The sequence below is a fragment of the Candidatus Parcubacteria bacterium genome, from assembly GCA_023131895.1.
Classification (GTDB): domain Bacteria; phylum Patescibacteriota; class Minisyncoccia; order Minisyncoccales; family JAGMDC01; genus JAGLYZ01.
Genome location: JAGLYZ010000002.1, coordinates 190,043 through 211,755, shown reverse-complemented (window position 1 = coordinate 211,755; position 21,713 = coordinate 190,043). Strand labels below are relative to the sequence as shown.

General features: G+C 33.9%; 25 protein-coding genes, 1 tRNA gene and 1 rRNA gene. 23 read left to right on the top strand and 4 right to left on the bottom strand.

What is annotated here, in order from left to right; all coding sequences use genetic code 11:
* The first annotated feature begins 48 nt into the window (after window positions 1-48).
* The 10 genes from map to KAT95_01830 all read left to right on the top strand — a co-directional run bounded on the left by map (window position 49) and on the right by KAT95_01830 (window position 9,843).
* Entirely contained in the window at window positions 49-810 is a 762-nt protein-coding gene (gene map, locus KAT95_01875; GenBank protein MCK4520594.1) for a type I methionyl aminopeptidase, read from the top strand.
* A 126-nt stretch (window positions 811-936) separates the two neighbouring features.
* Window positions 937-1,656, top strand: coding sequence for a glycosyltransferase family 2 protein (locus KAT95_01870; protein MCK4520593.1), 720 nt, complete (start codon window positions 937-939; stop codon window positions 1,654-1,656).
* On the top strand, window positions 1,649-2,689 hold the full coding sequence (gene galT, locus KAT95_01865) for a galactose-1-phosphate uridylyltransferase (protein ID MCK4520592.1): 1,041 nt from the start codon (window positions 1,649-1,651) through the stop codon (window positions 2,687-2,689). Before KAT95_01870 ends, galT begins: the two co-directional genes overlap by 8 nt.
* The gene (locus KAT95_01860) at window positions 2,686-3,144 is read left to right on the top strand and encodes a small multi-drug export protein (protein ID MCK4520591.1); all 459 of its coding nucleotides are present in this window, start codon (window positions 2,686-2,688) and stop codon (window positions 3,142-3,144) included. Before galT ends, KAT95_01860 begins: the two co-directional genes overlap by 4 nt.
* A gap of 43 nt (window positions 3,145-3,187) precedes the next feature.
* On the top strand, window positions 3,188-5,566 hold the full coding sequence (gene ppsA / locus KAT95_01855; GenBank protein MCK4520590.1) for a phosphoenolpyruvate synthase: 2,379 nt from the start codon (window positions 3,188-3,190) through the stop codon (window positions 5,564-5,566).
* 15 nt (window positions 5,567-5,581) lie between these two features.
* Window positions 5,582-6,484: a fructose-1,6-bisphosphatase gene (locus KAT95_01850; protein ID MCK4520589.1), complete on the top strand. Its 903-nt coding sequence runs from the start codon at window positions 5,582-5,584 to the stop codon at window positions 6,482-6,484.
* Window positions 6,468-7,379, top strand: a complete 912-nt coding sequence (locus KAT95_01845; protein MCK4520588.1) for an aldolase — start codon at window positions 6,468-6,470, stop codon at window positions 7,377-7,379. The genes KAT95_01850 and KAT95_01845 overlap by 17 nt, the downstream gene beginning before the upstream one ends.
* Before the next feature lie 49 nt (window positions 7,380-7,428).
* On the top strand, window positions 7,429-7,644 hold the full coding sequence (locus tag KAT95_01840) for a ferredoxin (protein MCK4520587.1): 216 nt from the start codon (window positions 7,429-7,431) through the stop codon (window positions 7,642-7,644).
* Window positions 7,645-7,736: 92 nt separating this feature from the next.
* The gene (locus KAT95_01835) at window positions 7,737-8,423 is read left to right on the top strand and encodes a 50S ribosomal protein L25 (protein MCK4520586.1); all 687 of its coding nucleotides are present in this window, start codon (window positions 7,737-7,739) and stop codon (window positions 8,421-8,423) included.
* A gap of 19 nt (window positions 8,424-8,442) precedes the next feature.
* The gene (locus tag KAT95_01830) at window positions 8,443-9,843 is read left to right on the top strand and encodes a lytic murein transglycosylase (GenBank protein MCK4520585.1); all 1,401 of its coding nucleotides are present in this window, start codon (window positions 8,443-8,445) and stop codon (window positions 9,841-9,843) included.
* Between the two features lie 4 nt (window positions 9,844-9,847).
* Here KAT95_01830 and KAT95_01825 read toward each other — a convergent pair whose 3' ends face one another.
* From KAT95_01825 to KAT95_01810, 4 genes are all read right to left on the bottom strand, one after another.
* Window positions 9,848-10,600: a PCRF domain-containing protein gene (locus KAT95_01825; protein ID MCK4520584.1), complete on the bottom strand. Its 753-nt coding sequence runs from the start codon at window positions 10,598-10,600 to the stop codon at window positions 9,848-9,850.
* 3 nt (window positions 10,601-10,603) lie between these two features.
* Window positions 10,604-10,828, bottom strand: a complete 225-nt coding sequence (rpmE, locus tag KAT95_01820; GenBank protein MCK4520583.1) for a 50S ribosomal protein L31 — start codon at window positions 10,826-10,828, stop codon at window positions 10,604-10,606.
* Window positions 10,829-10,931: 103 nt separating this feature from the next.
* Window positions 10,932-11,114, bottom strand: a complete 183-nt coding sequence (locus KAT95_01815; GenBank protein MCK4520582.1) for a hypothetical protein — start codon at window positions 11,112-11,114, stop codon at window positions 10,932-10,934.
* A gap of 178 nt (window positions 11,115-11,292) precedes the next feature.
* Window positions 11,293-12,144: a hypothetical protein gene (locus KAT95_01810; protein MCK4520581.1), complete on the bottom strand. Its 852-nt coding sequence runs from the start codon at window positions 12,142-12,144 to the stop codon at window positions 11,293-11,295.
* A gap of 23 nt (window positions 12,145-12,167) precedes the next feature.
* On the opposite strand from KAT95_01810, the gene rpsB reads away from it, so the two are divergent.
* From rpsB to rpsD, 13 genes are all read left to right on the top strand, one after another.
* A complete protein-coding gene (gene rpsB, locus KAT95_01805) occupies window positions 12,168-12,992 on the top strand; it encodes a 30S ribosomal protein S2 (protein MCK4520580.1) in 825 nt (274 codons plus the stop codon).
* 1 nt (window position 12,993) lies between these two features.
* Window positions 12,994-13,578, top strand: coding sequence for an elongation factor Ts (tsf, locus tag KAT95_01800; GenBank protein ID MCK4520579.1), 585 nt, complete (start codon window positions 12,994-12,996; stop codon window positions 13,576-13,578).
* A gap of 136 nt (window positions 13,579-13,714) precedes the next feature.
* Window positions 13,715-14,149 carry a hypothetical protein gene (locus KAT95_01795; GenBank protein ID MCK4520578.1) on the top strand — a complete coding sequence of 145 codons (435 nt, stop codon included), beginning with the start codon at window positions 13,715-13,717 and terminating at the stop codon, window positions 14,147-14,149.
* Between the two features lie 47 nt (window positions 14,150-14,196).
* Window positions 14,197-14,267, top strand: a tRNA-Thr gene (locus KAT95_01790).
* Between the two features lie 127 nt (window positions 14,268-14,394).
* Entirely contained in the window at window positions 14,395-14,784 is a 390-nt protein-coding gene (locus KAT95_01785) for a hypothetical protein (protein MCK4520577.1), read from the top strand.
* A gap of 141 nt (window positions 14,785-14,925) precedes the next feature.
* A 16S ribosomal RNA gene (locus KAT95_01780) occupies window positions 14,926-16,422 on the top strand.
* Window positions 16,423-16,581: 159 nt separating this feature from the next.
* Window positions 16,582-18,354 (top strand): alanine--tRNA ligase, encoded by a 1,773-nt coding sequence (locus tag KAT95_01775; GenBank protein ID MCK4520576.1) that lies wholly within the window; start codon window positions 16,582-16,584, stop codon window positions 18,352-18,354.
* Window positions 18,355-18,419: 65 nt separating this feature from the next.
* The gene (locus tag KAT95_01770; protein MCK4520575.1) at window positions 18,420-19,658 is read left to right on the top strand and encodes a hypothetical protein; all 1,239 of its coding nucleotides are present in this window, start codon (window positions 18,420-18,422) and stop codon (window positions 19,656-19,658) included.
* A gap of 30 nt (window positions 19,659-19,688) precedes the next feature.
* On the top strand, window positions 19,689-19,922 hold the full coding sequence (gene infA, locus KAT95_01765) for a translation initiation factor IF-1 (protein ID MCK4520574.1): 234 nt from the start codon (window positions 19,689-19,691) through the stop codon (window positions 19,920-19,922).
* A 94-nt stretch (window positions 19,923-20,016) separates the two neighbouring features.
* Window positions 20,017-20,133 carry a 50S ribosomal protein L36 gene (gene rpmJ / locus KAT95_01760; GenBank protein ID MCK4520573.1) on the top strand — a complete coding sequence of 39 codons (117 nt, stop codon included), beginning with the start codon at window positions 20,017-20,019 and terminating at the stop codon, window positions 20,131-20,133.
* Between the two features lie 4 nt (window positions 20,134-20,137).
* The gene (gene rpsM / locus KAT95_01755; protein ID MCK4520572.1) at window positions 20,138-20,527 is read left to right on the top strand and encodes a 30S ribosomal protein S13; all 390 of its coding nucleotides are present in this window, start codon (window positions 20,138-20,140) and stop codon (window positions 20,525-20,527) included.
* Between the two features lie 90 nt (window positions 20,528-20,617).
* Window positions 20,618-21,070: a 30S ribosomal protein S11 gene (gene rpsK, locus KAT95_01750; protein MCK4520571.1), complete on the top strand. Its 453-nt coding sequence runs from the start codon at window positions 20,618-20,620 to the stop codon at window positions 21,068-21,070.
* Window positions 21,071-21,086: 16 nt separating this feature from the next.
* Window positions 21,087-21,713 (top strand): 30S ribosomal protein S4, encoded by a 627-nt coding sequence (gene rpsD, locus KAT95_01745; protein ID MCK4520570.1) that lies wholly within the window; start codon window positions 21,087-21,089, stop codon window positions 21,711-21,713.

Below are 21,713 nucleotides of genomic sequence, written 5' to 3'. Positions count from 1 at the left end.
TACCGAGAACTGTTCTCGGCAGAGCCGAGAACAGTTCTCCAAAAGTTAATGATTTCAATAAAAACTCCGGAAGAAATTAGGATAATGGCTGAAGGTTGTAAAATCCTGGCAAAGATTATGAAACAATTAGTGGACATGATTAAGCCAGGGATTACTACTAAAGAATTAAATATGGCTGCCGAAAGCCATATTTTTAAATATGGGGCAGAGCCGGGATTTAAAGGTCCAATTTCTAAGGGCTATGGCGGTTTTCCTACGGCTTTATGCACTTCTATTAATCAGGTAATTGTTCATGGAGTTCCTTCTTATTACAAATTAAAACAAGGCGATATTTTGTCTTTGGATTTAGGATTAAGATGGAAAGGGTATTTTGCTGATATGGCAGTTACTGTTCCAGTAGGAGAGATTTCTTTAGAAGCTCAACGTTTAATTAGAGTAACCAAAAAAGCTTTGAAAAGGGGAATTAAAAAAGTCAGGCCTGGAAATACATTTGGAGATATTGGGAATACGATTCAAAGATATGTTGAGTCGCAAGGTTTTAATGTTGTGCGCGAGCTTTGCGGACACGGCATTGGCAAAGAATTGCATGAAGATCCTCAAATTTTGAATTATGGCAAACGCCATGCCGGTCCAAAAATAAAACAAGGCATGGTTTTTTGCCTTGAACCAATGGTGACAGCAGGTGATTGGAAGATTAGAAAATCAGAAGATGGCAATGGTTTTGAAGCTATAGATGGCTCTCTATCAGCTCATTTTGAACACCAAATGGCAGTCACCGAACACGGCTGTCGAGTATTGACAGAAATATAGTCTGGACATATATTACTGACGGCCGTCAGTGCTGTATGTCCAGCACGCAACTACGCGAGAACATTTCTCGTAGTTTTTCTGTTTTTATTTTCAATTTTGTGCTAAAATAATTTAATGCTCAATGAAATTTACCTTTCAGTTATAGTCCCTGCTTATAAAGAGGAAAAAAGGATTGTTAAGACATTAAAAGAAATTGACAAGTATTTGTCAAAACAGACATATGCTTATGAAATTATTGTAGTTAATGACGGTTCTCCAGATAGAACTGCAGAGGTTGTAAGAAAAGTAATCCCTGAAATTAAGAATTTACGAATAATTAACAATAAAACAAACCACGGCAAAGGTTATGTTGTTAGACAGGGATTATTAGAAGCAAAGGGGAAATACAGAGTTTTTACTGACGCTGATAATTCTACCTCAATTGACCAAATAGAAAAAATGTGGCCAGAATTTCAAAATGGTTATGAAGTTGTAATTGGTTCGCGGGATATTAAGGGAGCAGTTATTACTGTCCCTCAGACCTGGTGGAGAATAATGCTTGGTAATATCTTTAATTTAATTGTCCAGATTATTTCCGGACTTTTTGGAATATGGGATACCCAGTGCGGATTTAAGGGTTTTACTAAAAAAGCAGTGGAAGATATTTTTCCGAAATGTAAAATCAACCGTTTTGCTTTTGATGTGGAAGTTTTAGTTTTAGTTAAAAAACTTGGTTATAAAATAAAAGAAATTCCAGTTGTTTGGATAAACGATCAAGCAAGTACAGTAGGATTCAAGTCAATGGTAAAAATGTTAATTGAAGTATTTCAAATTAGATGGAATTTAATTAGTAAAAAATATGTCTAAAAACCAAAAACTGAAATTTCCTTCCGAATTACGTTTTGATCTCGCTTCAAAGGATTGGGTTGTTATTGCGACTGGCAGGGCGCGGAGGCCGGAAACTTTTAAAAAAGAAAGAAGAAAAATAGAAAAGGTTTCTAAAAAAGATTGTCCTTTTTGCCAAATTCATACTCAGGAGATGCCAACAATTTTATTTTCCAATGGTAAAAAAATAAAATTTAAACCCGGGAGCAAGATTCCAAAAAATTGGACAACAATTTCTGTACCAAATAAATATCCTGCCTTTATTCCTAATTCAAAAATAGATAAACATATTGAAGGGGGCTTATATGAGAAGATGAACGCAGTGGGTTTTCACGAAGTAGTGATTACTCGAGACCATAATAAACAAATGACTCAATTTTCAATAAAACAGATTAAAGAAGTAATAGATATTTATCAAGAAAGATATTTAAGTTTAATGAAAGAAAAGTTTGTCAATTATATCTCAATTTTTCATAACCATGGTATAGAATCAGGCGCTTCAATTGCTCATCCTCATTCTCAAATTATAACTACGCCTCTTATTGATACTGATTTAAAGAAAGCAATCCGTAATTCTAAAAAATATTTCAGAGCTCATAAAAAATGCCTTTATTGTTTAATGGGCGATTGGGAAAGGAAAAATAAAAAGAGAGTAGTTTTTGAAAACAATGATTTTTTAGTTATTTGTCCTTTTGCCTCTAAAATGGCTTTTGAAGTTATTATTACTCCTAAAAAACACCTTTCTTATTTTGAAAGAATTACTGAAAAAGAAAAACAGCATTTAGCAGAGGCATTTCAAAAAGCATTAAGCAAGCTTTATAAAGGTTTAAATGATCCAGCTTACAATTTTTATCTCCACACTGCTCCTTGCGATGGAAGAAATTACGATCATTATCACTGGCATTGGACCATCTTGCCAAAAACTTCAACTTGGGCCGGATTTGAAATAGGGACCAGAATGGAGATTTCTACTATTGAGCCGGAAAAAGCAGCAGAGTATTTAAGAAAACAATGATATTAGAATTAAAAACATTTTTATTGGCAATGGCGCCGATAGGCGAACTTCGGATATCTATCCCTTATGCATTAGAAGTGTATGATTTATCAGTTTGGTCAGCTTATTTTTTTTCTGTTATTGGCAACTTAATTCCAGCTATTTTTCTGCTTTGGTTTTTAGGACCGATTTCAAAATATTTGAGTCATCATTTTTATTCTTTTAACCGTTTTTTCGCCTGGCTTTTTGAGAGAAATAGAAAAAATCACAGTAATAAGTTTAAAAACTGGAAAGAGCTGGCTTTGGTGATTTTAGTAGCTATTCCTCTTCCTTTTACTGGCGCCTGGACTGGTTCAATCTGCGCATTTATTTTCAGAATTCCTTTTAAAACAGCCCTGCCTTTAATCTTTATCGGAATACTCATAGCCGGTTTATTAGTTACATTATTAACTTTAGGCATATTCCAATTTTTTTAATTTAAATCATTTATACAAACACCGGGTGTTTGTTTAAAATTTTATGAAAAAGTCAGAAAAATATATTTTATGGTATAAGGACATCTCTAAAGATGATGTTGCTTTGGTTGGCGGCAAAAATGCTTCTTTGGGTGAGATGTTTTCGCAATTAACTAAAAAGGGAATTAATATTCCTGATGGTTTTGTATTAACCTCAAAAGCCTATTGGTATTTTTTGAAAGCAAATAAAATAGACAAAAAAATAAAAGAGATTTTTCAAAAATTCAATCCAAAAAGCATAAAGTCGCTTCAAGAAACCGGGAAAATGGCTCGGCAATTTATTTCAAAAGCCGAGTTTCCACAGGATTTAAAAAAAGAGATTTTAGAAAATTATAAAAAACTATCTCAAAAATATGGAGAGGAGAATACTGATGTAGCTGTTAGAAGTTCGGCTACTGCGGAAGACCTGCCAAGCGCGAGTTTTGCCGGACAGCACGAAACATACTTGAATATTTCCAGCGAGGAAGAATTATTAAAAGCCATTAAAAAATGCATGGCTTCTTTATTTACTGATAGAGCTATTGCTTATCGTGAGGAGAAAGGTTTTGATCACTTAAAAATTGCTCTTTCTGTTGGTGTTCAAAAAATGGTTAGATCGGATTTAGGCACAGCTGGAGTAATATTCACCATGGACACTGAGACAGGTTTTAAAGATATAGTTTTAATTAACTCTATTTTTGGAATAGGTGAGATGCTCGTTAAAGGAAAGATTACTCCTGATGAATTTTATGTTTTCAAGCCAACTTTGGAACAAGGGTGTAAGTCAATTATCTCTAAAAATTTAGGAAGAAAGAATAAAAAATACATCTATAATAAAAATGGAGGATTAAAAGAAATTAGTGTCGCAGAGAAACAGCAAACAAAATTTAGTTTAAATGACAAAGAAATTCTTACTTTGGCAAAATGGGCTTGTTTAATTGAAGAACATTATAAGATGGCTCAAGATATTGAATGGGCAAAAGATGGAAAAACAGGAGAGTTATTTATTGTTCAGGCAAGACCAGAAACAGTGCATATTCCTAAAAAAATTCAATTTTATGAAGAATATCAAATAAAAACATCAAAAAATCCTATTTTGACAGGTATTGCTGTTGGAAATAAAATCGGGCAGGGGAAAGTGCATATTATTAAAGATATTGCAAGAATTTCAGATTTTAAAAAAGGAGAAGTTTTAGTAACGCAAATGACTGATCCTGATTGGGTTCCGATTATTAGAAATGCTTCAGCAGTTATTACTAATGAGGGTTCTAAGGTTTGTCATGCAGCAATTGTTTCAAGGGAATTAGGGATTCCTTGCATAGTAGGAACATTAAACGGAACAAAGGTTTTAAAAACAGGCGAGGAAATAACAGTTGATTGCACACAAGGATTAGACGGTAAGATTTATCAAGGAAAGATTGGCTTTAAAGTTAAAAAATATGATTTAAAAAAGATTCCTGAACTGAAAACAAAAATTATGCTTAATATTGGTACTCCGGATATTGCTTTTAAATCATCTTTTTTGCCTAATGACGGAGTAGGCCTGGCCAGACAAGAGTTTATTATCGCTGAAAAAATTAGAATACACCCATTGGCTTTGTATCACTATAAAAAATTAAAAGACAAAATATTAAAGAAAAAAATTGAGAAAATAACCATTGGGTATAAAGATAAAAAGCAGTATTTTGTTGATAAGTTAGCTGAGGGGATAGCTATTATCGCGGCAGCGTTTTATCCAAAAGAAGTGATTTTAAGATTTTCTGATTTTAAAACCAATGAATATAAAAATCTAATTGGCGGCGAACTTTTTGAACAAGAAGAAGCAAATCCAATGATGGGATTTAGGGGCGCTTGCCGTTATTTAGATAAAGAGTTTCAGCCAGCTTTTAAAATGGAATGCCAGGCGATAAAAAAAGCCAGAGATGTTTTTGGCTTAAAAAATATTACTTTAATGGTTCCTTTTTGCCGGACAGTAGAAGAGGGGAAGAAAGTTTTAGATTTAATGAAAAAGTTTGGATTAGAAAAAGGAAAAGACGGCTTAAAAGTAATAATAATGTGCGAGATTCCTTCCAATGTTATTTTAGCAGAAGAGTTTTTAGAGATTTTTGATGGAATGTCAATTGGCTCAAATGATTTAACTCAACTTTCTTTAGGAATGGATAGGGACAACGCACGCATTGCTCATATTACTGATGAAAGAGACCAGACTATAAAAAAAATGCTCTCAAAAGTAATTACTCTTTGCTGCCAAAAGAAAAAATACTGTGGAATTTGCGGCCAATCACCGAGCGACTTTCCAGAATTTGCCGAATTTTTAGTTCAAGAGGGGATTGAAAGCATTTCTTTAAATCCAGATACAGTAATCAAAACAATTTTAAATTTGGCAAAAAAGAAAAACAAGTGATATAATGATATAAATATGGAAAAAACATTTACATTAAAAGAATATGTGAAAAAAAACGATAAAGAGCTGGCAGATTTGATTGTAAAGATAGCTGATATCGCAGAAAGGATAAGCCAAGAGCTTCCGTACAGGCGAGGCAAGGCAGATACAAAAAATGTATTTGGCGAAACACAATTAGTTGCAGACAAATGGGCAGATGAATTTATAACTGATGAATTAAAAAAATCAGGATTGATCAAGATGATGACATCAGAAGAACAGGAAGATGTGGTAAAACTTGATAACAAAGGGACATTTAGTATTACCCTGGATCCATTAGACGGTTCTTCAAACATTGAAAGCAATAATTTGGTCGGTACAATTTTTGGCATATATAAAAAAGACCTGCCAGTTAAAGGAAAATACCAGATGGGTGCGCTGTATATTTTATACGGTCCTGTGATGACTTTAGTTTATGCAACAAGAAATGGAGTTAATGAATTTTTACATACCAGAAAAGGATTTATACTTAAGAAAAAAAATATAAAACTTCCAGAGCCAGGTAAGTTATATGGAATCGGCGGTTTGCGCAAAGATTGGCTTCCTAGGTTTAGAAAATATATTAAAGGATTAGAAGCAGAGGGATATAAATTAAGATATGGCGGCGCGTTTGTTGGTGATTTTAATCAAATTCTTCATTATGGCGGGATTTTTGCTTATCCAGCGCTTAGTACCAAACCAAATGGAAAATTAAGATTATTAGCTGAAAGCAATCCAATGTCGTTTATTATAAAGCAAGCAGGTGGCTCTTCAACTAATGGTGCAGGGTCAATATTAGATATTCAGCCAGAAAGCATTAATCAAAGAGTTCCAACTTATGTTGGCAACAAAGGTCTCATTAAAAATTTAGAAAAAATATTATATGAAAAAAACAATTAAAGCGCCTTTGGATGTTCCAAAAGCAATGCAAAAAAAATATATTCAAAATTATTTGGATATAACACATAATTCCGGCAGGATAATGCTTTTTGCCGGAGATCAGAAAATAGAGCATTTGAACAAAGATTTTTGTGGTGAAGGGATACATCCTGATGATGCTAATCCAGAGCATCTTTTCCGAATTGCAAGCAAGGCAAAAATCGGAGTCTTTGCTACACAGCTTGGACTTATTGCTAAATATGGTGCTGATTATAAAAATATTCAGTATCTTGTAAAACTTAATTCAAAGACGAATCTTATTAAAACAGAACAGAGAGATCCGTATAGTGGAAAAATTACTCATATTAATGAAGTTATTGAATTTCAGAAAAATTCTGGTTTAAAGATAGTTGCTGTTGGATATACAATTTATTTAGGGAGTGAATATGAAGTAGAAATGTTGAGGGAAGCATCGAGAATGGTTTATGAGGCGCATAAAAATGGTCTTTTAACAGTTCTTTGGATATACCCGCGAGGAAAAGCAGTAAAGGATGAAAAAGATCCGCATTTAATTGCAGGCGCAACAGGTGTGGCTGCTTGTTTGGGTAGTGATTTTGTCAAGATTAATTATCCAAAAATGGAAGGAGAAGAATCAAAGGAATTATTAAAGGAAGCGATTCAGTCAGCAGGCAGAACAGGAGTTGTATGTGCAGGCGGTTCTTCAGTAGATGTTAAAGTGTTTTTACAACGGTTGTATGATCAAATTGAGGTTGGAGCATGCGGAAATGCCACTGGAAGAAACATTCATCAAAAAGGATTTAAAGAAGCAGTAGCAATGTGCAATGCAATTTACGCTATCACTGTTGAAAACAAAACAGTTGATGATTCTTTAAAGATTTACAATCAAAGCATTTAAGAATTTTCTTGACTTTTCTGCTTATATTCTGATACAATACACAAGCATTATGCCAAAGATTATTTTAGATAAATCAAAATGTGTTGGATGCGGGGCATGCCAGGCAGTATGCCCGAGATATTTTGAGATTGGAGAAGATAATAAACCGCATCTTAAGGGTACTGAAGATGATTCAGAAGAACAAGAATTAGAAATTAAAGAAATTGATTGCGCCAAAGAAGCAGCTGAAGGATGCCCGGCGCAGTGTATCCATATTAAAGAATAATCATTTTAGCATATTAACATACTAACATTTTAACATTTTTAAATTTATTTTTTGTTAATATGTTTAAATGTTAAAATGAAAGCGAAGCGATTATGCTTAGTTTATCAGCCGAAATTAGAGATGAAAAAGAGAAGACAGACACTCTCCGGCAAGAGGGTTTTTTACCTGCGGTTTTGTATGGTCCGAAAATTAAAAACTTTTCTTTACAAGTTAATGAAAAAGAATTTGAAAAAGTTTTTAAAGAAGCAGGCGAGAGTTCTTTAATCAAGTTAAAAGTTGGTGAAAATGAGTTCTTGGTTTTAATTCACGATTTCCAAAAAGATCCCTTAAAAGGTAGTTTTATCCATATTGATTTCTACCAGCCTGTTTTAGATGAAGAAACAGAAGCAACAGTATCTTTAGAATTTTTAGGAGAAGCACCAGCTGTAAAAGAATTAGGAGGAACATTAGTGAAAAATATTAAAGAGATAGAAGTAAAAGCCCTTCCACAAAATCTTCCTCACAGTATTAAGGTTAATGTTGAAAGTTTAAAAACTTTTGAAGATAGTATTATGGTAAAAGATTTGCAAGTTCCAGAAGGAGTAAAAGTTTTAAAAGAACAGGAGGAAGTTATAGTTTTAGTGACTCCGCCTGAAAAAGTAGAAGAAGAATTAGAAAAGCCAGTTGAAGAAAAAGTTGAGGAAGTTGAAAAAGTAGGAGAGAAGGAGAAAGAGGAGAAAGAGGCGGAGAAAGAAGAACCTGCTTCTGCTGAAGCTTCGGCGGGCAAGGAAGAAAAATAATTTGGAGAAACAAAATAATATGTTTTTTCGTTTTTATAAATTAATACTTTTAATTTTACTTATTTTGGCTTTAGCTTTGCCAAATTTTTTTCTATTGGCTGAAGAAAACTTAGAAAAAGAATGCCAGATAGAAAATATTGAAAAAAGGGAAAGCGAGCTTTCAAAGAATGACTATGAAAGTTTTTTAAGAAAGTGTGAAGCATATTTTGTAGAAAAAAGCGAGGAAATAGAAAAGGATATTAATAAAACCGAAACAGAGAAAAAAAGCCTGGAAAACAAAATTTATAGTTTAAGAAAGAAAATTCAAAACTTAAATTATAAAATTAATCAGAGCAGTTTAATAATAAAAGACCTTGGCTTGCAAATTACAGACACTGAATCATCAATAGATGAAACCACATTAGGAATTGAAGATTTAAAAGAAAACATGGCAGAGCTTTTGCGTCTTATTTATGAAGAAGACCAAAAATCATTAATTGAGATTTTTCTTTCAGAAAAAGAGCTTTCTGATTTTTTTGATAATTTAGTGGCATTAGAAATACTTAACTCTGAAAACCAAGAAATTTTAAAAAATATTAAAAGTTTGAAGACATATTTGGAAAATCAAAAACAATCATTAGATGGAGAAAAAGAAGACAGAGAAAAGACTCTTGCTGTTTATAATTTACAAAAACAAGAAAATGCAGAAATAAAAACAGAGAAGGAATATTTTCTTAAATTAACAGAAAAAGAATATCAAAAGTATATTAAAGACAAGGAGGCAACAGATAAAACTGCTTCTGAAATAAGAGCTCGTATTTTTGAGTTAGTTGGTGTCGCTAAAGCACCAACTTTTGGCGAAGCATATGAATTAGCTAAATATGTTGAGGGAGTCACTGGAATTCGTCCTGCATTTTTACTGGCGATTTTAACTCAAGAATCAAATATTGGTAAGAATGTTGGACAGTGCTATTTAAAAAATACAAAGACCGGTGATGGAATTTACATAAAAACTGGTAGAACAGCGCCTAAGACAATGGGGCCTAAAAGTATTCCTAAGTTTTTAGAGATTACTAAATCGTTAGGAAGAGATCCTTATAGCACGCCTGTTTCCTGCTGTATGTATTATAAAGGCAAACCTTATGGCTGGGGAGGGGCAATGGGTCCAGCCCAGTTTATTCCTTCTACTTGGGTTTTATATAAAGATAAAATAAAAGCAGTGACTGGAAAAACTGCTGATCCTTGGAATATAAAAGACGCTTTTTTAGCGTCTGGTATTTACCTGACAGAATTAGGCTGTACAAAAAATGAATTTAAAGCAGCCATGCATTATTTCTCTGGAAGCGCTTGGACTAAATATGAAGAATTTTACGGAAGGTCTGTAGTGTCCTTAGCTGATAGATACGAAAAAGACATTGCTAAGCTTGAAAGCGAGAAGTAAAAATTTAATTTTTTAGATTTTTTTCTAAAGTTTTAACCATTTTGTCTAATTCTCCATCCATAATTTTTTCAATATGATGCCAGGATTTTTTTATGCGATGGTCAGTAATACGGTCTTGAGGAAAATTATAAGTTCTAATTTTCTCTGCCCTTTGCGCCGCATGAATCTGGGCATTTCTTGTTCCTTTAATTTTCTCTTCTTCTTCTCTTTGTTTTTTTTCTAAAAGCCGTGCCTCCAGAATGCTTAAAGCATTTTCTTTATTTTCTAACTGGTTTCTTTCTGTTTGAGATGTGACTATTATTCCAGTAGGCAAGTGGGTTACTCTAATTGCTGTTTCTCTTTTGTTGACGTTTTGTCCTCCTGGCCCGGAAGATTTGTAAATATCAATTTTTAAATCTTTTGAATCTATTTTAATTTGAGTTTTTTTTGATTTTGGCAGAACAGCTACAGTTGCCGTGGAAGTGTGCGTTCTCCCCCCTTTTTCTGTTTCTGGAATTCTTTGAACTCTATGAACTCCTCCTTCATATTTCATTTGAGGCCAGGCCTCTTCATTTTTTAATTCAAATGTTATTTGTTTATATCCGCCAAGTTCTGTTCTTTGGGAATCTAAAATTTTTTGTTTCCATTCTTTATTTTGAGCATATCTTGTATACATTCTAAATAAATTAGCTGCAAATAAAGCAGCTTCTTCTCCTCCAGCCCCAGCCCTGATTTCTATAATTACTGAGTCAATTTTTGATTCGTTCTCATCAGTCATATTTTATTTTTTTCTTTTTTTCGTTTCTTTTTTGGCAAGCCGTTTTCTAAATTTTTCAACTCTTCCAGCAGTATCTATAATTTTTTCTTTGCCAGTATAAAAAGGATGGCATTGAGAACAAATCTCAATTTCAATGAGTTCTTTTGTTGAGCCAATAGTAAAACTATTGCCGCACGCGCACCGCACTTGTGCATTTGGGTAGTATTTTGGATGGATGTCTTTCTTCATAATATTATAGTAACAAAAATATTTTAAGAAATCAACCCTTCGGCAAGCTCAGGGCGAGTCCAAAAAAAAGAGGCAAATAATAGATGCCTCATAGCTTTTCTTTTTATGTTAAAACATATTTCCCACAGAGTGAATTTATTCTTGAACAAAATGCCTGTGGATTAATGTCGAGAATTATGCGTTGTTCTTCTAATGATTCTATCGCTTTTTCAAAATCCTTTTTTTGGCTTAGTTCTTTCAGTTGAGCTATTACTTGTAAAATTTCTTGCTCTGTTTCCGAACCCATTTTTATCACCTCCTTATTTTTTTGAAATTTGCTTTATTATTTTCTTTCTACCAAACCAGATAAAAAAGTCAATGTCTTTACAATAAAACTTGAAAAAATATCCATATGGATAAAAAGTCAAGTAATCGGAAATCAAAATTGAAAATAAAAAAGGGATAAAGTATATTATCCCAAAAAATTATGTTATAGGTGCTATTAAAAGATCTATTCCTGTTTCTGTCCCTATATATGTTGAAAAGTTTGGTTTTGTTGCCAAATATAAATGATTTGACAATAATGGCACTATCTTTTTTAGGTATCTATACTCTATTGCGACATCTTCGTTTATCTTACCTTTGATTTTGGTTTGACACTTTAATTCTATCTCTTCTCCAATAGTGGTTGCTGTCTTCCAATTCATGCCAGTTAGTTTATAGAAAACCATGCTAATACCGTTTTCTGTTTTTATTTTTATCTTCCACTTTCTACTTGTTAACCTTAGTATTCTCTTGAGTATCTGGGCGTCAATGATTATCTCTGTAGGGTCTGGAAGTTGGCGTTTTATGTTTTTCATAGCTTTTCTTAATGCAGAAGAATGTTTATTGGGTATTATGTCAATGCCTTCCTTTATCTTTAGTTTGCCATCATATTGTTCAGCGATAATTCTTGGCCACATTCTGTTTCTAATTTCTAATATAGAGCCCTTTTTAATCGTTGGCGGTATCTCAATAGCAATTTTTAATTCTCCACTAATATTGTCTGTTTTTCCATTCAAGATTATATTATCTATTTCCATATCATAGAGAAGTGTCATTGTAGGGTCTAATCCAATAATATGCAATCCCTCTTCTTCTGTGTTTTCTATTCCAATATAACCGCTTTTTTTACTAATTTTTTCAACATACTTTAATGCATCTACGATATCTACCATTTTTTTCACCTCCTTTTCTTTTTTATACCACCAAATTTTCAAGGTGCGAAACCTATCATCAAATCGTATATCCTTTCTACCAAACCAGACAAAAAAGTCAATGTCTTGATTATTTTTCAAAGTGATGATATATTAAAACTATTATGACGGATAAAAAAGAAACCAAAGAGAAACAAAAAGAGGAAAAGGAAACTAAAAAAGAGAAGCCGAAGCCCGCCTCCGCTAAAGCTACGGCTGGCAAGGAAGAAAAAAAAGTTGAAGATAAAAAAGTTTCTAAAAAGGAAACTAATTTTAAAATTGACGTAGATGAAATGTTGGCGGCCGGTGTTCATTTCGGCCATCGGACATCTCGCCTTCATCCAAAAATGGAGCCTTATTTAGCTGGTGTTAAAAACACAGTTCATATTATTGATTTAGAAAAAACCGTGAAGAAATTTGAAGAAGCATTGAAATTTATTCAAGAACTTATTTCTGAAAACAAGGTTTTACTTTTGACTGGCACTAAAATTCAGATTAAGGATTTAGTTAAAGAAATTGCTGAAGAATGCGCGTTGCCTTATGTTAATGAAAGATGGCTCGGCGGGACATTAACTAATTTTGGAGTGCTTTCTAAACGAGTGGAATATTTAAAAGAGATAGAAAAGAAAAAAGCAGGCGGCGGATGGGAAAAGTATACGAAAAAAGAAAGGATTAAAATGAACAGAGAGCTTCAAAATATGAAAACCAAATTTGAAGGACTTAAAAAACTTGAATGGGTCCCTGATGCCATTTTTGTTTTAGATATAAGAAAGGATGATTTAGCAGTGAAAGAGGCGAGAATGAAAGGAATAAAAGTAATTGCTATTTGTGATACTAATGTTGATCCAACATTAGTTGATTATCCTATTCCTGGCAATGACGATGCAATATCATCTGTAAAATATATATTAGAAAAAGTTAAAGAGACAATACTAAAAACAAAGAAATAATATGGTTTCTATTGACCAAATCAAACAACTTCGGGAAGAGACTGATGTTTCTGTTTCAGAATGCAAAAAGGCATTAGAGCAAGCTAATGGGGATATTAACACAGCCAAAGAAATTTTAAGAAAATGGGGCAAGGATTTAGCTGGTAAGAAATCAGAAAGACAAGTTAAGCAGGGAATAATTGAAAGTTATATTCATTCAAATAAAAAAATTGGCGTTATATTAAAGATTCTTTGCGAAACTGATTTTGTCGCAAAATCAGAGCAATTTCAGATGCTGGCTCATGAAATTTGCCTGCAGATAGCCGCTTCCAAGCCATTATTTTTAAAAGAAGAAGACATTCCTGAAGAATTTTTACATGGAGAAACAAAGATTTATCAAGAACAATTTAAGGATTCTGGCAAGCCTAAAAAGATTATAGATGAAATAATAGAAGGAAAGCTGACAAAATACAAGAAAGAAATTTCATTATTATCCCAGTCCTGGATAAAAGACGAAGCAAAGACAGTAAAGGATTTGATTGACGAATATATTGCCAGGATTGGTGAAAATATCGTTGTATCAGAATTTAAGAGATACGAAATTTAATAGTTAAAAGTTAAAAATGAAAAGTGTAAAGTTAAAGTTTTAAGTTAAAAGTTTAATTTATTAAATTTTTTCTTGAATTCTAACTTTTAATTTTTAACTATGACTTTTGACTTTCTACTTTTAACTTGTTTTTATTATGGCAGGACTAATCGCAACAATAATTTTATTTGGTAGTTTGTCTGGTATGGCGATTATTGTATTCCGAAAGATTCCAGTTTTGGTTGATTTACCATTGACTAGTGGAGAAGAAAGCCTATTTTTAAAAGCAAAAAGAGAAATTAAAGGATTAAATTTTTCTGAAATTTTTGATTCTAAAAATTTTTTACAGAAACTTCTTATGCGGATTCGCATTTTAACTTTAAAAATGGAAAACAGAATTAGTAAGACATTAGATGGATTGCGTCAGAAGGACAATGAAGATCATTATAAGAAAGATAATTATTGGGAAGAGATAAAGCAAACGCAAAACTCAAAACTCAAAGTTCAAAACCACCCGCTTCGCCCGCGAAGCGATGCGAGCAGCTCAAAACGCAAAACTCAAAAAAAACTAAAAGTCAAAAGTCAGGAGTAAAAAAATGCCGGTGTAGCTCAGCGGTAGAATAATTTTACCAAAGTTTCGCCTCCTTAGCTTAGTGGCAGAGCAATGGTTTTGTAAACCATAGACGTCAGTCCAATTCTGACAGGAGGCTTTTTGAAAATTTCTAATAAAAAAAGATTATTTAGAGCTTGAGAGGGAATATTCACAATTTATAAAAAACTGGGAATATAGGAATAGTCCATTTCCTATAGAATAAAATTTCAAGTAGTATAAAAATTATGACAGATTATAAAGGCGTTATCATTGAAGAATCTCTTGAAAATAAGAAGGTTCTTAAAAAAGTAAAGATTATCTCAACGAAAGTTGAACAAGTTACGACCAAACATAAAACACCATGGCTTTCGCAATGGACTTTACACACTGTTGAGATACCGGAAAATGAGGCAAGAGATATAGCCGAAGAAATTAGCCAATCATTAGATCGTGATCATGGCGGCTCGTGGTATGCCGATTTCAAAAATAAAACTTACGCCTATATTATTTTCCGGAACAAAATTTTCTACATTGACCGAACAAGCAAAGAACAACATGACGAAGCGAAACGTTACGGTATTTCGCTTGGCATACCAGAATATCAAGTTGATTTTCACCCCGATATTGCGGAATAGGAAAGAACAAAGCAGATTTAGAGTATGATTATTTAATTGACAAAGATTTTATTAATTGATACAATGAAAATAGAAGGAACAAGGAAAGTTCGTTGATAATTGAATAATAAAATTGGTTTTTTAGAGTTGTCCCGAATCAAATTTTTTGAGAGTTTGATCCTGGCTCAGGATGAACGCTGGCGACGTGGATAAGGCATGCAAGTCGAACGCTCCCGATTTATCGGGGGAGTGGCGAACGGGTTAGTAACACGTAGATACATACCGTTAAGTTGGGAATAATTTCGCGAAAGCGGAACTAATACCCAATAGTCCCTGAGAGTAATCGAAGGGTAAAGGTTTTGAGTAATCGATTCCGCTTAATGAATGGTCTGCGGCTTATCAGCTTGTTGGTAAGGTAATGGCTTACCAAGGCAATGACGAGTAGGGGGTGTGAGAGCACGGCCCCCAACATAGGCACTGAGACACGGGCCTAACTCCTACGGGAGGCAGCAGTCGAGAATATTGGGCAATGGACGAAAGTCTGACCCAGCGACGTCGCGTGCAGGAAGAAGGCCTTCGGGTTGTAAACTGCTTTTCTGGAGGATGAACCTTCGGGTGACAGTACTCCAGGAATAAGGAGCCGCTAATTACGTGCCAGAAGCGTCGGTAATACGTAAGCTTCAAGCGTTATCCGGATTTATTGGGCGTAAAGCGTCTGTAGGCGGTTTGAAAAGTCTTTGGTTAAAGCTAATGGCTTAACCTTTAGATTGCCAAAGATACTTTCAGACTAGAGGGTGTTAGAGGCTGATGGAACGGTCGGTGTAGGGGTGAAATCCGTTGATATCGACCGGAACACCGAAAGCGAAGGCATTCAGCTGGGGCAACCCTGACGCTGAGAGACGAAAGCGTGGGTATCGAATGGGATTAGATACCCCAGTAGTCCACGCTGTAAACGATGGATACTAGCTATTGGTAGTGTCGACCCTATCAGTGGCGAAGCTAACGCGTTAAGTATCCCGCCTGGGAAGTACGGCCGCAAGGCTAAAACTCAAAGGAATAGACGGGGACTCACACAAGCGGTGGATCATGTGGCTTAATTCGACGATAAACGAAGAACCTCACCAGGGCTTGACATGCTAGTGAAATTCCGATGAAAATCGGAACTACCCACAAGGACACTAGCACAGGTGCTGCATGGTTGTCGTCAGCAGGTGTCGTGAGACGCTCCTTTTAATAGGGAAACCTGCGCAACCCTTGCCCTATGTTTTACTTGTCATAGGGGACTGCCTCGGACAACGGGGAGGAAGGTGAGGATGACGCCAAATCAGCATGGCCCTTTGATGCCCTGGGCTGCACACATGATACAATGGCCGGTACAATGGGCTGCTTAGCCGCAAGGTGAAGCTAATCCCTTAAAACCGGTCTCAGTTCGGATTGAGGTCTGTAATTCGACCTCATGAAGCTGGAATCGCTAGTAATCGCCAATCAGCTATGTGGCGATGAATACGTTCCTGAGTCTTGTACTCACCGCCCGTCACACCAAGAGAGCTGGCAATGCCCGAAACTCCCGTCTTGACGGGGTCTAAGGTAAGGTCAGTAATATGGGTGAAGTCGTAACAAGGCACGCGTAGCGGAAGCTGTGCGTGGATCATTACATTTTAAAAGTGTTGACTAAAGTTGAAGGGTGAGAATTCTCTCTTTAACTTTAAAGGTATTGGTCGAACATCTTAAAGATCGACCCGGGACAACTCTAAGAAACCAAAAAAATTAAGGCCAGTAAGGTCTTTTATTTTTGGTAAAATTTGATAAAATAAAGCTATGAATTCTGATAAACTGCGCAAGAATTTTTTAGATTTTTTTAAAAAAAGAAAGCATAAAATCGTATCGTCTTCTTCTTTGCTGCCTTCTGATTCTACTGTTTTATTCACTACTGCTGGAATGCAGCAGTTTTCTTTGTATTTATCTGGCGAAAAAGATGTTCTAAAAGATTTTAAAACAAGACACTTAGCTAATTGCCAAAAATGCTTTCGCAGTGATGATATTGAAGAAATAGGCGATGATACGCATAATACTTTTTTTGAGATGTTGGGAAACTGGTCAATTGGCCAGGATGAAAAAGGACATTATTTTAAACAAGGAACAATTAAATATGCTTTGGAATTTTTAATCAATGAACTTAAATTAGATAAAAACAAATTTTATATTACTATATTTAAAGGAAACGAAGAAATTCCTAAAGACGAGGAATCTATAAAGATTTGGAAAAAACAAGGTATTCCAGGAGAAAGAATAAAAGAATTTAGCGAAGAAGACAATCTTTGGGGCCCAGTAGGAGAGACAGGAATTTGCGGACCCTGTTCAGAGATTCATTATGACAGAGGAAAAGAATTTGGCTGTGGAGACACAGATTGCGGTCCTAATTGTTCTAAATGCCAGCGTTTTATAGAAATATGGAATCTTGTTTTTATAGAATATTTAAAAAACAAAAATGGCAATTATCAGAAACTTTCTCAGAAAAATGTAGATACTGGAATGGGTCTTGAAAGAGTTCTGGCAATTTTAGAAAATAAACATTCAGCTTATGAAACAGATTTATTTCTGCCGATTATTCAAGAAATAGAAAGGCAATCTTCAAAAAAATACGAAAACAATAAAAAATATTTTAGAATTATAGCAGATCATATCCGTGGTTCTGTATTTTTAATAAGCGAAGGTGTTTTTCCTTCCAATATAGAACAAGGATATGTTTTAAGGCGGATTTTGAGAAGAGCTATCCGTTATGGTAAGATAATAGAAGCAGGACCAGGATTTTTAATTCCTTTAGCAAATAAAACAATTGAGATTTATAAAGACATTTATCCCGAAGTTTTTTCCAAGCAACCAGATATTTTAACTGTTATCCAAAAAGAGGAAGAGAAATTTGAAAAAGCCTTAGAAGTTGGTATTAAAGAAACTAATATAATCATTGTCAAAGGAGACATTACAGGAAAACAAGCTTTTGATTTATACCAAAATTATGGCTTTCCAATTGAAATGATAGAGGAAATAGCAAAAGAGCATAATAAAAAAGTTGACAAACAAGGTTTTGAAAAAGCGCTTAAGGACCACCAGGAGATTTCCCGGGCTGGCAAAGAAAAGAAATTTGGCGGCGGCGGAAAATTTTCTTCAAAACTTCATACTGCTACTCATCTTCTTCATAGCGCTTTAAGACAAGTTTTAGGAGATAAGGTTAAGCAGATGGGCTCTGATATTACTTCAGAAAGATTAAGATTTGATTTTTCTTTTGATAGAAAGCTGGCCAAAGAAGAAATAAAAAAAGTTGAGGATTTAGTCAATCAAAAGATAAAGCAGGATTTAGAAGTTAAAAAACAAGAAATGCCGCTGGAAAAAGCATTAAAATCAGGCGCTTTAGCGTTTTTTAAAGAAAAGTATCCAGAAAAAGTGTTTGTTTATTCAATACAAGTTTTTTCTAAAGAAATTTGCGCTGGCCCTCATGTCAAGAGAACTGGAGAATTGGGAAAATTTAAAATTATAAAAGAAGAATCAAGCAGCGCTGGCATCAGGAGAATAAAAGCCATTCTTGAGAAATAAATGTTTGTTTAAATAATTTATTGCTTCGAAAAATCTGTTTTCTTCGCTGAAAAAATTATATTTTTATGTCTAAAAAGATATTTGATATTATTCCTCCAAAAAAAGAAAGTATAGACAGCATTTTGATTAAGAAAAAAGATGGCTTATCTAAAAAGAGAGAGAAGATTGCTTTTTTGTCTCCAAAAAAACTTATATTTCTGCTAATTGCTTTTATTTTTTTAGGTGTTTTCATACACATCACTTTTTCTAAAGCAGAAATAGAAATATGGCCGGAAAAAGAATTATTAAGTTTTGAAGATAATATTACCATAAATTTAAATACTAAAGATAGCGATTTTTCTAATAAGATTATCTCAGGAGAAATAATGGAAGAAGAAAAAGAAATAGTTCAGGAATTTTCTGCGACTGGTTCTGTTTCTAAAAAAGCAAAAGGCATAGCCCGTGTTTATAATGCTTATTCTACTTCTTCACAGGTTTTAGTGGCAACAACAAGATTTGTTTCTGCGTCTGGAAAGCTGTTTCGCACGCCTAAGAAAATAGTAATACCAGGAGGCCATTACGAAAAAGGCAAGCTGGTTCCTGGCCAGATTGATGTTGAAATTATTGCTGACCAGCCTGGTGAAGATTATAATATTGAGCCGACAACTTTCTCTATTCCTGGGTTTGCCGGTTCCTCCAAATTTACTTTTTTTTACGCTAAATCATTTTCTCCAATGGCAGGCGGAGGGATAGTTGCTCAGGTTACTGAAGCAGATTTAGAAAATGCAGAAAAGGCCTTGTTGGACAGCTTAAAAAAAGAAACTAAAAAGACATTATTACTCAAGGCGGAACCAGAATACTATTTATTAGAGAAAACCTTAAAGCAAGAGATCATAGAATCATCTTCATCAATTCAAGCAGAAACAGAAGCAGAAAGATTTAATTATAAAGTGAAATTAAAGTCAAAGGCATTAACATTCAAAAAGCAAAATCTTAGGGATTTTGTTAAAAATACAATTTCTTCTCAGATTTCAGCAGATAAAAAGTTGCACAATGAAAGCGTGCAAATCAGTTATTCTATTCAAACGATTAATTCAGAAGCCAGTAAAGTTAATCTTTCCTTAGATTTTTCAGCTAATATTTATCCTGCTCTTGATATTTTAGCTTTTAAAGATGCTTTAAGCGATAAATTATTTGATGAAGCAAAGGTGCTTTTAGAAAATCAGCAAGAGATTACCGCTTTTCAGATTGAACTTTGGCCTTTTTGGCTTAAAAAAATTCCAAAAGATACAGAAAAAATTGATATTGAAATTAAACTTGACTAGCTTTATAAAATTTGTTAATCTTAATACCAGATGGGGAATTTAAATAACAAAAATTCAAATAAAACAAAAATAGAGGGAATAGTTTTAGAAACTTTACCTAGTTTAAAATTTAAAGTAAAGTTAGATGACGGAAGGGAAATAATTGCTTATCTTGCCGGCCGGTTGCGTATGTATAGAATTAAAATTTTAGCTGGTGATAAGGTAACAATAGAAATGGGTCCTTATGACGAAAATAGAGGCAGGATTGTATACAGAGGGAAATAGCAACCACTAATAGAATCACGAATAAAAATCGCGGATATATCCAAATACTTATTCGTGAGAATTAGTGGTTTTAATTAGTGTTTATTTATAAGATATGAAAGTTAGGTCATCGGTGAAAAAAATGTGTAAAGATTGTAAAGTCGTCCGAAGAAAAGGGCGAGTTTATATTATTTGTTCTAAAAATCCGAAGCATAAACAACGCCAAGGGTAGAAACATGCCACGTATAGCAGGGATAAATATCCCGGAAAACAAACAAATAGAAATTGCTTTAACCTATATTTATGGAATAGGCCGTTCTTTGGCTAAAGAAATTTTGACAGAAACAGAGATTGACCATTATATTCCTGCTTCTAAATTGAGTCCAGAGCAGATTAACGCGCTTAGAGAAGCCATTGAAAAGAAATATAAAATTGAGGGAGACCTTAGGCGCGAAAGAATAGTTGCCATAAAGCGCTTAAAAGACATTGGTTGCTTAAAGGGTATCCGTCATATTAAAAATTTACCAGTTAGAGGCCAAAGAACTAAAAGCAATAATAGGACTGTTCGCGGCAATGTAAGAAAAACAGTTGGTAGCGGAAGAAAACCGCCTCCAACAGCAAAATAATCATTCTAACATTCTAACATTTAAGCATTTTAACATTTTGAATTTACATTTTGTTAATATGTTAGTATGTTAATATGTTAGTATGCTTCTGTGGGTAAGAAACGTATTATTCAAAAAACAGAAAAAGAGCTGATTCAAGAAAAGGAAAAAGTAGATGCTGCTGTAAAAAAAGAGACAAAGATTCAACCTTCCAGAAAAATAAACGAAGGCAGAGTTTGTATTTATTCTTCTTATAATAATACTATTATTACACTGACTGATTTGCAGGGAAATATATTAAGCTGGGCAAGCGCTGGCAATATCGGTTTTAGGGGAACAAAAAAAGCTACCCCTTTTGCCGCTTCAAAAGTCGCTGAAGCATTAATCCAACGGGCTCAAAAAATAGGAATAGAAAGAATTCAAATAATAGTAAAAGGCGTTGGCAGTGGCAGAGATTCAGCAATAAGAGCCTTAGCAAGCAGAGGTTTTGATATTTTATCTATTAAGGATGTTACACCTATACCTCATAATGGGTGCAGGCCTAGAAAGGCAAGAAGAGTATAAAATCATAAATGTTAAAATGATTAACGCAAAATGTAAAATTTGTAGAAGAGCTGAAGTCAAGCTTTTTTTAAGAGGAGAGCGATGTTTCTCTACTAAATGCGCTATGATAAAAAGGCCTTATCCGCCTGGCAAAAGAATTAAAAGAAGAAAATCTATTTCTGAATACGGCAAGGAATTAAAAGAAAAACAAAAACTTAAAAATTGGTATAATCTAAAAGAAGAGCAATTCAGCAAATACGTAAAAAAAGCATTAGGAAAAAGAGGGAAAGTAGAGGATGCAGGAACCTTTCTTATGAAAGAGTTAGAGAGCCGTTTTGATAATGTAATTTTTAAATTAGGATGGGCTTCTTCCCGTTCTCAAGCTCGACAAATGGTTTCCCATCAACATTTTTTAATTAATGGAAAGAAAGTTAATATACCTTCTTACAAATTAAAGAAAGGAGACAAAATCACTATTCATCCTTCTTCTTTGAAACTAAACATTTTTCAGAAACTTCCTGCTGCTTTGAAAAAATATCAGCTTCCTGCCTGGTTAGAACTCAATTTAGAAAAGCTAGAAGCAAAAGTTAAGGAAGAACCATTAATGGATGAGTCAGATTTTCCTGCCGAGATTTCTGTAATTTTTGAGTATTATTCAAGATAA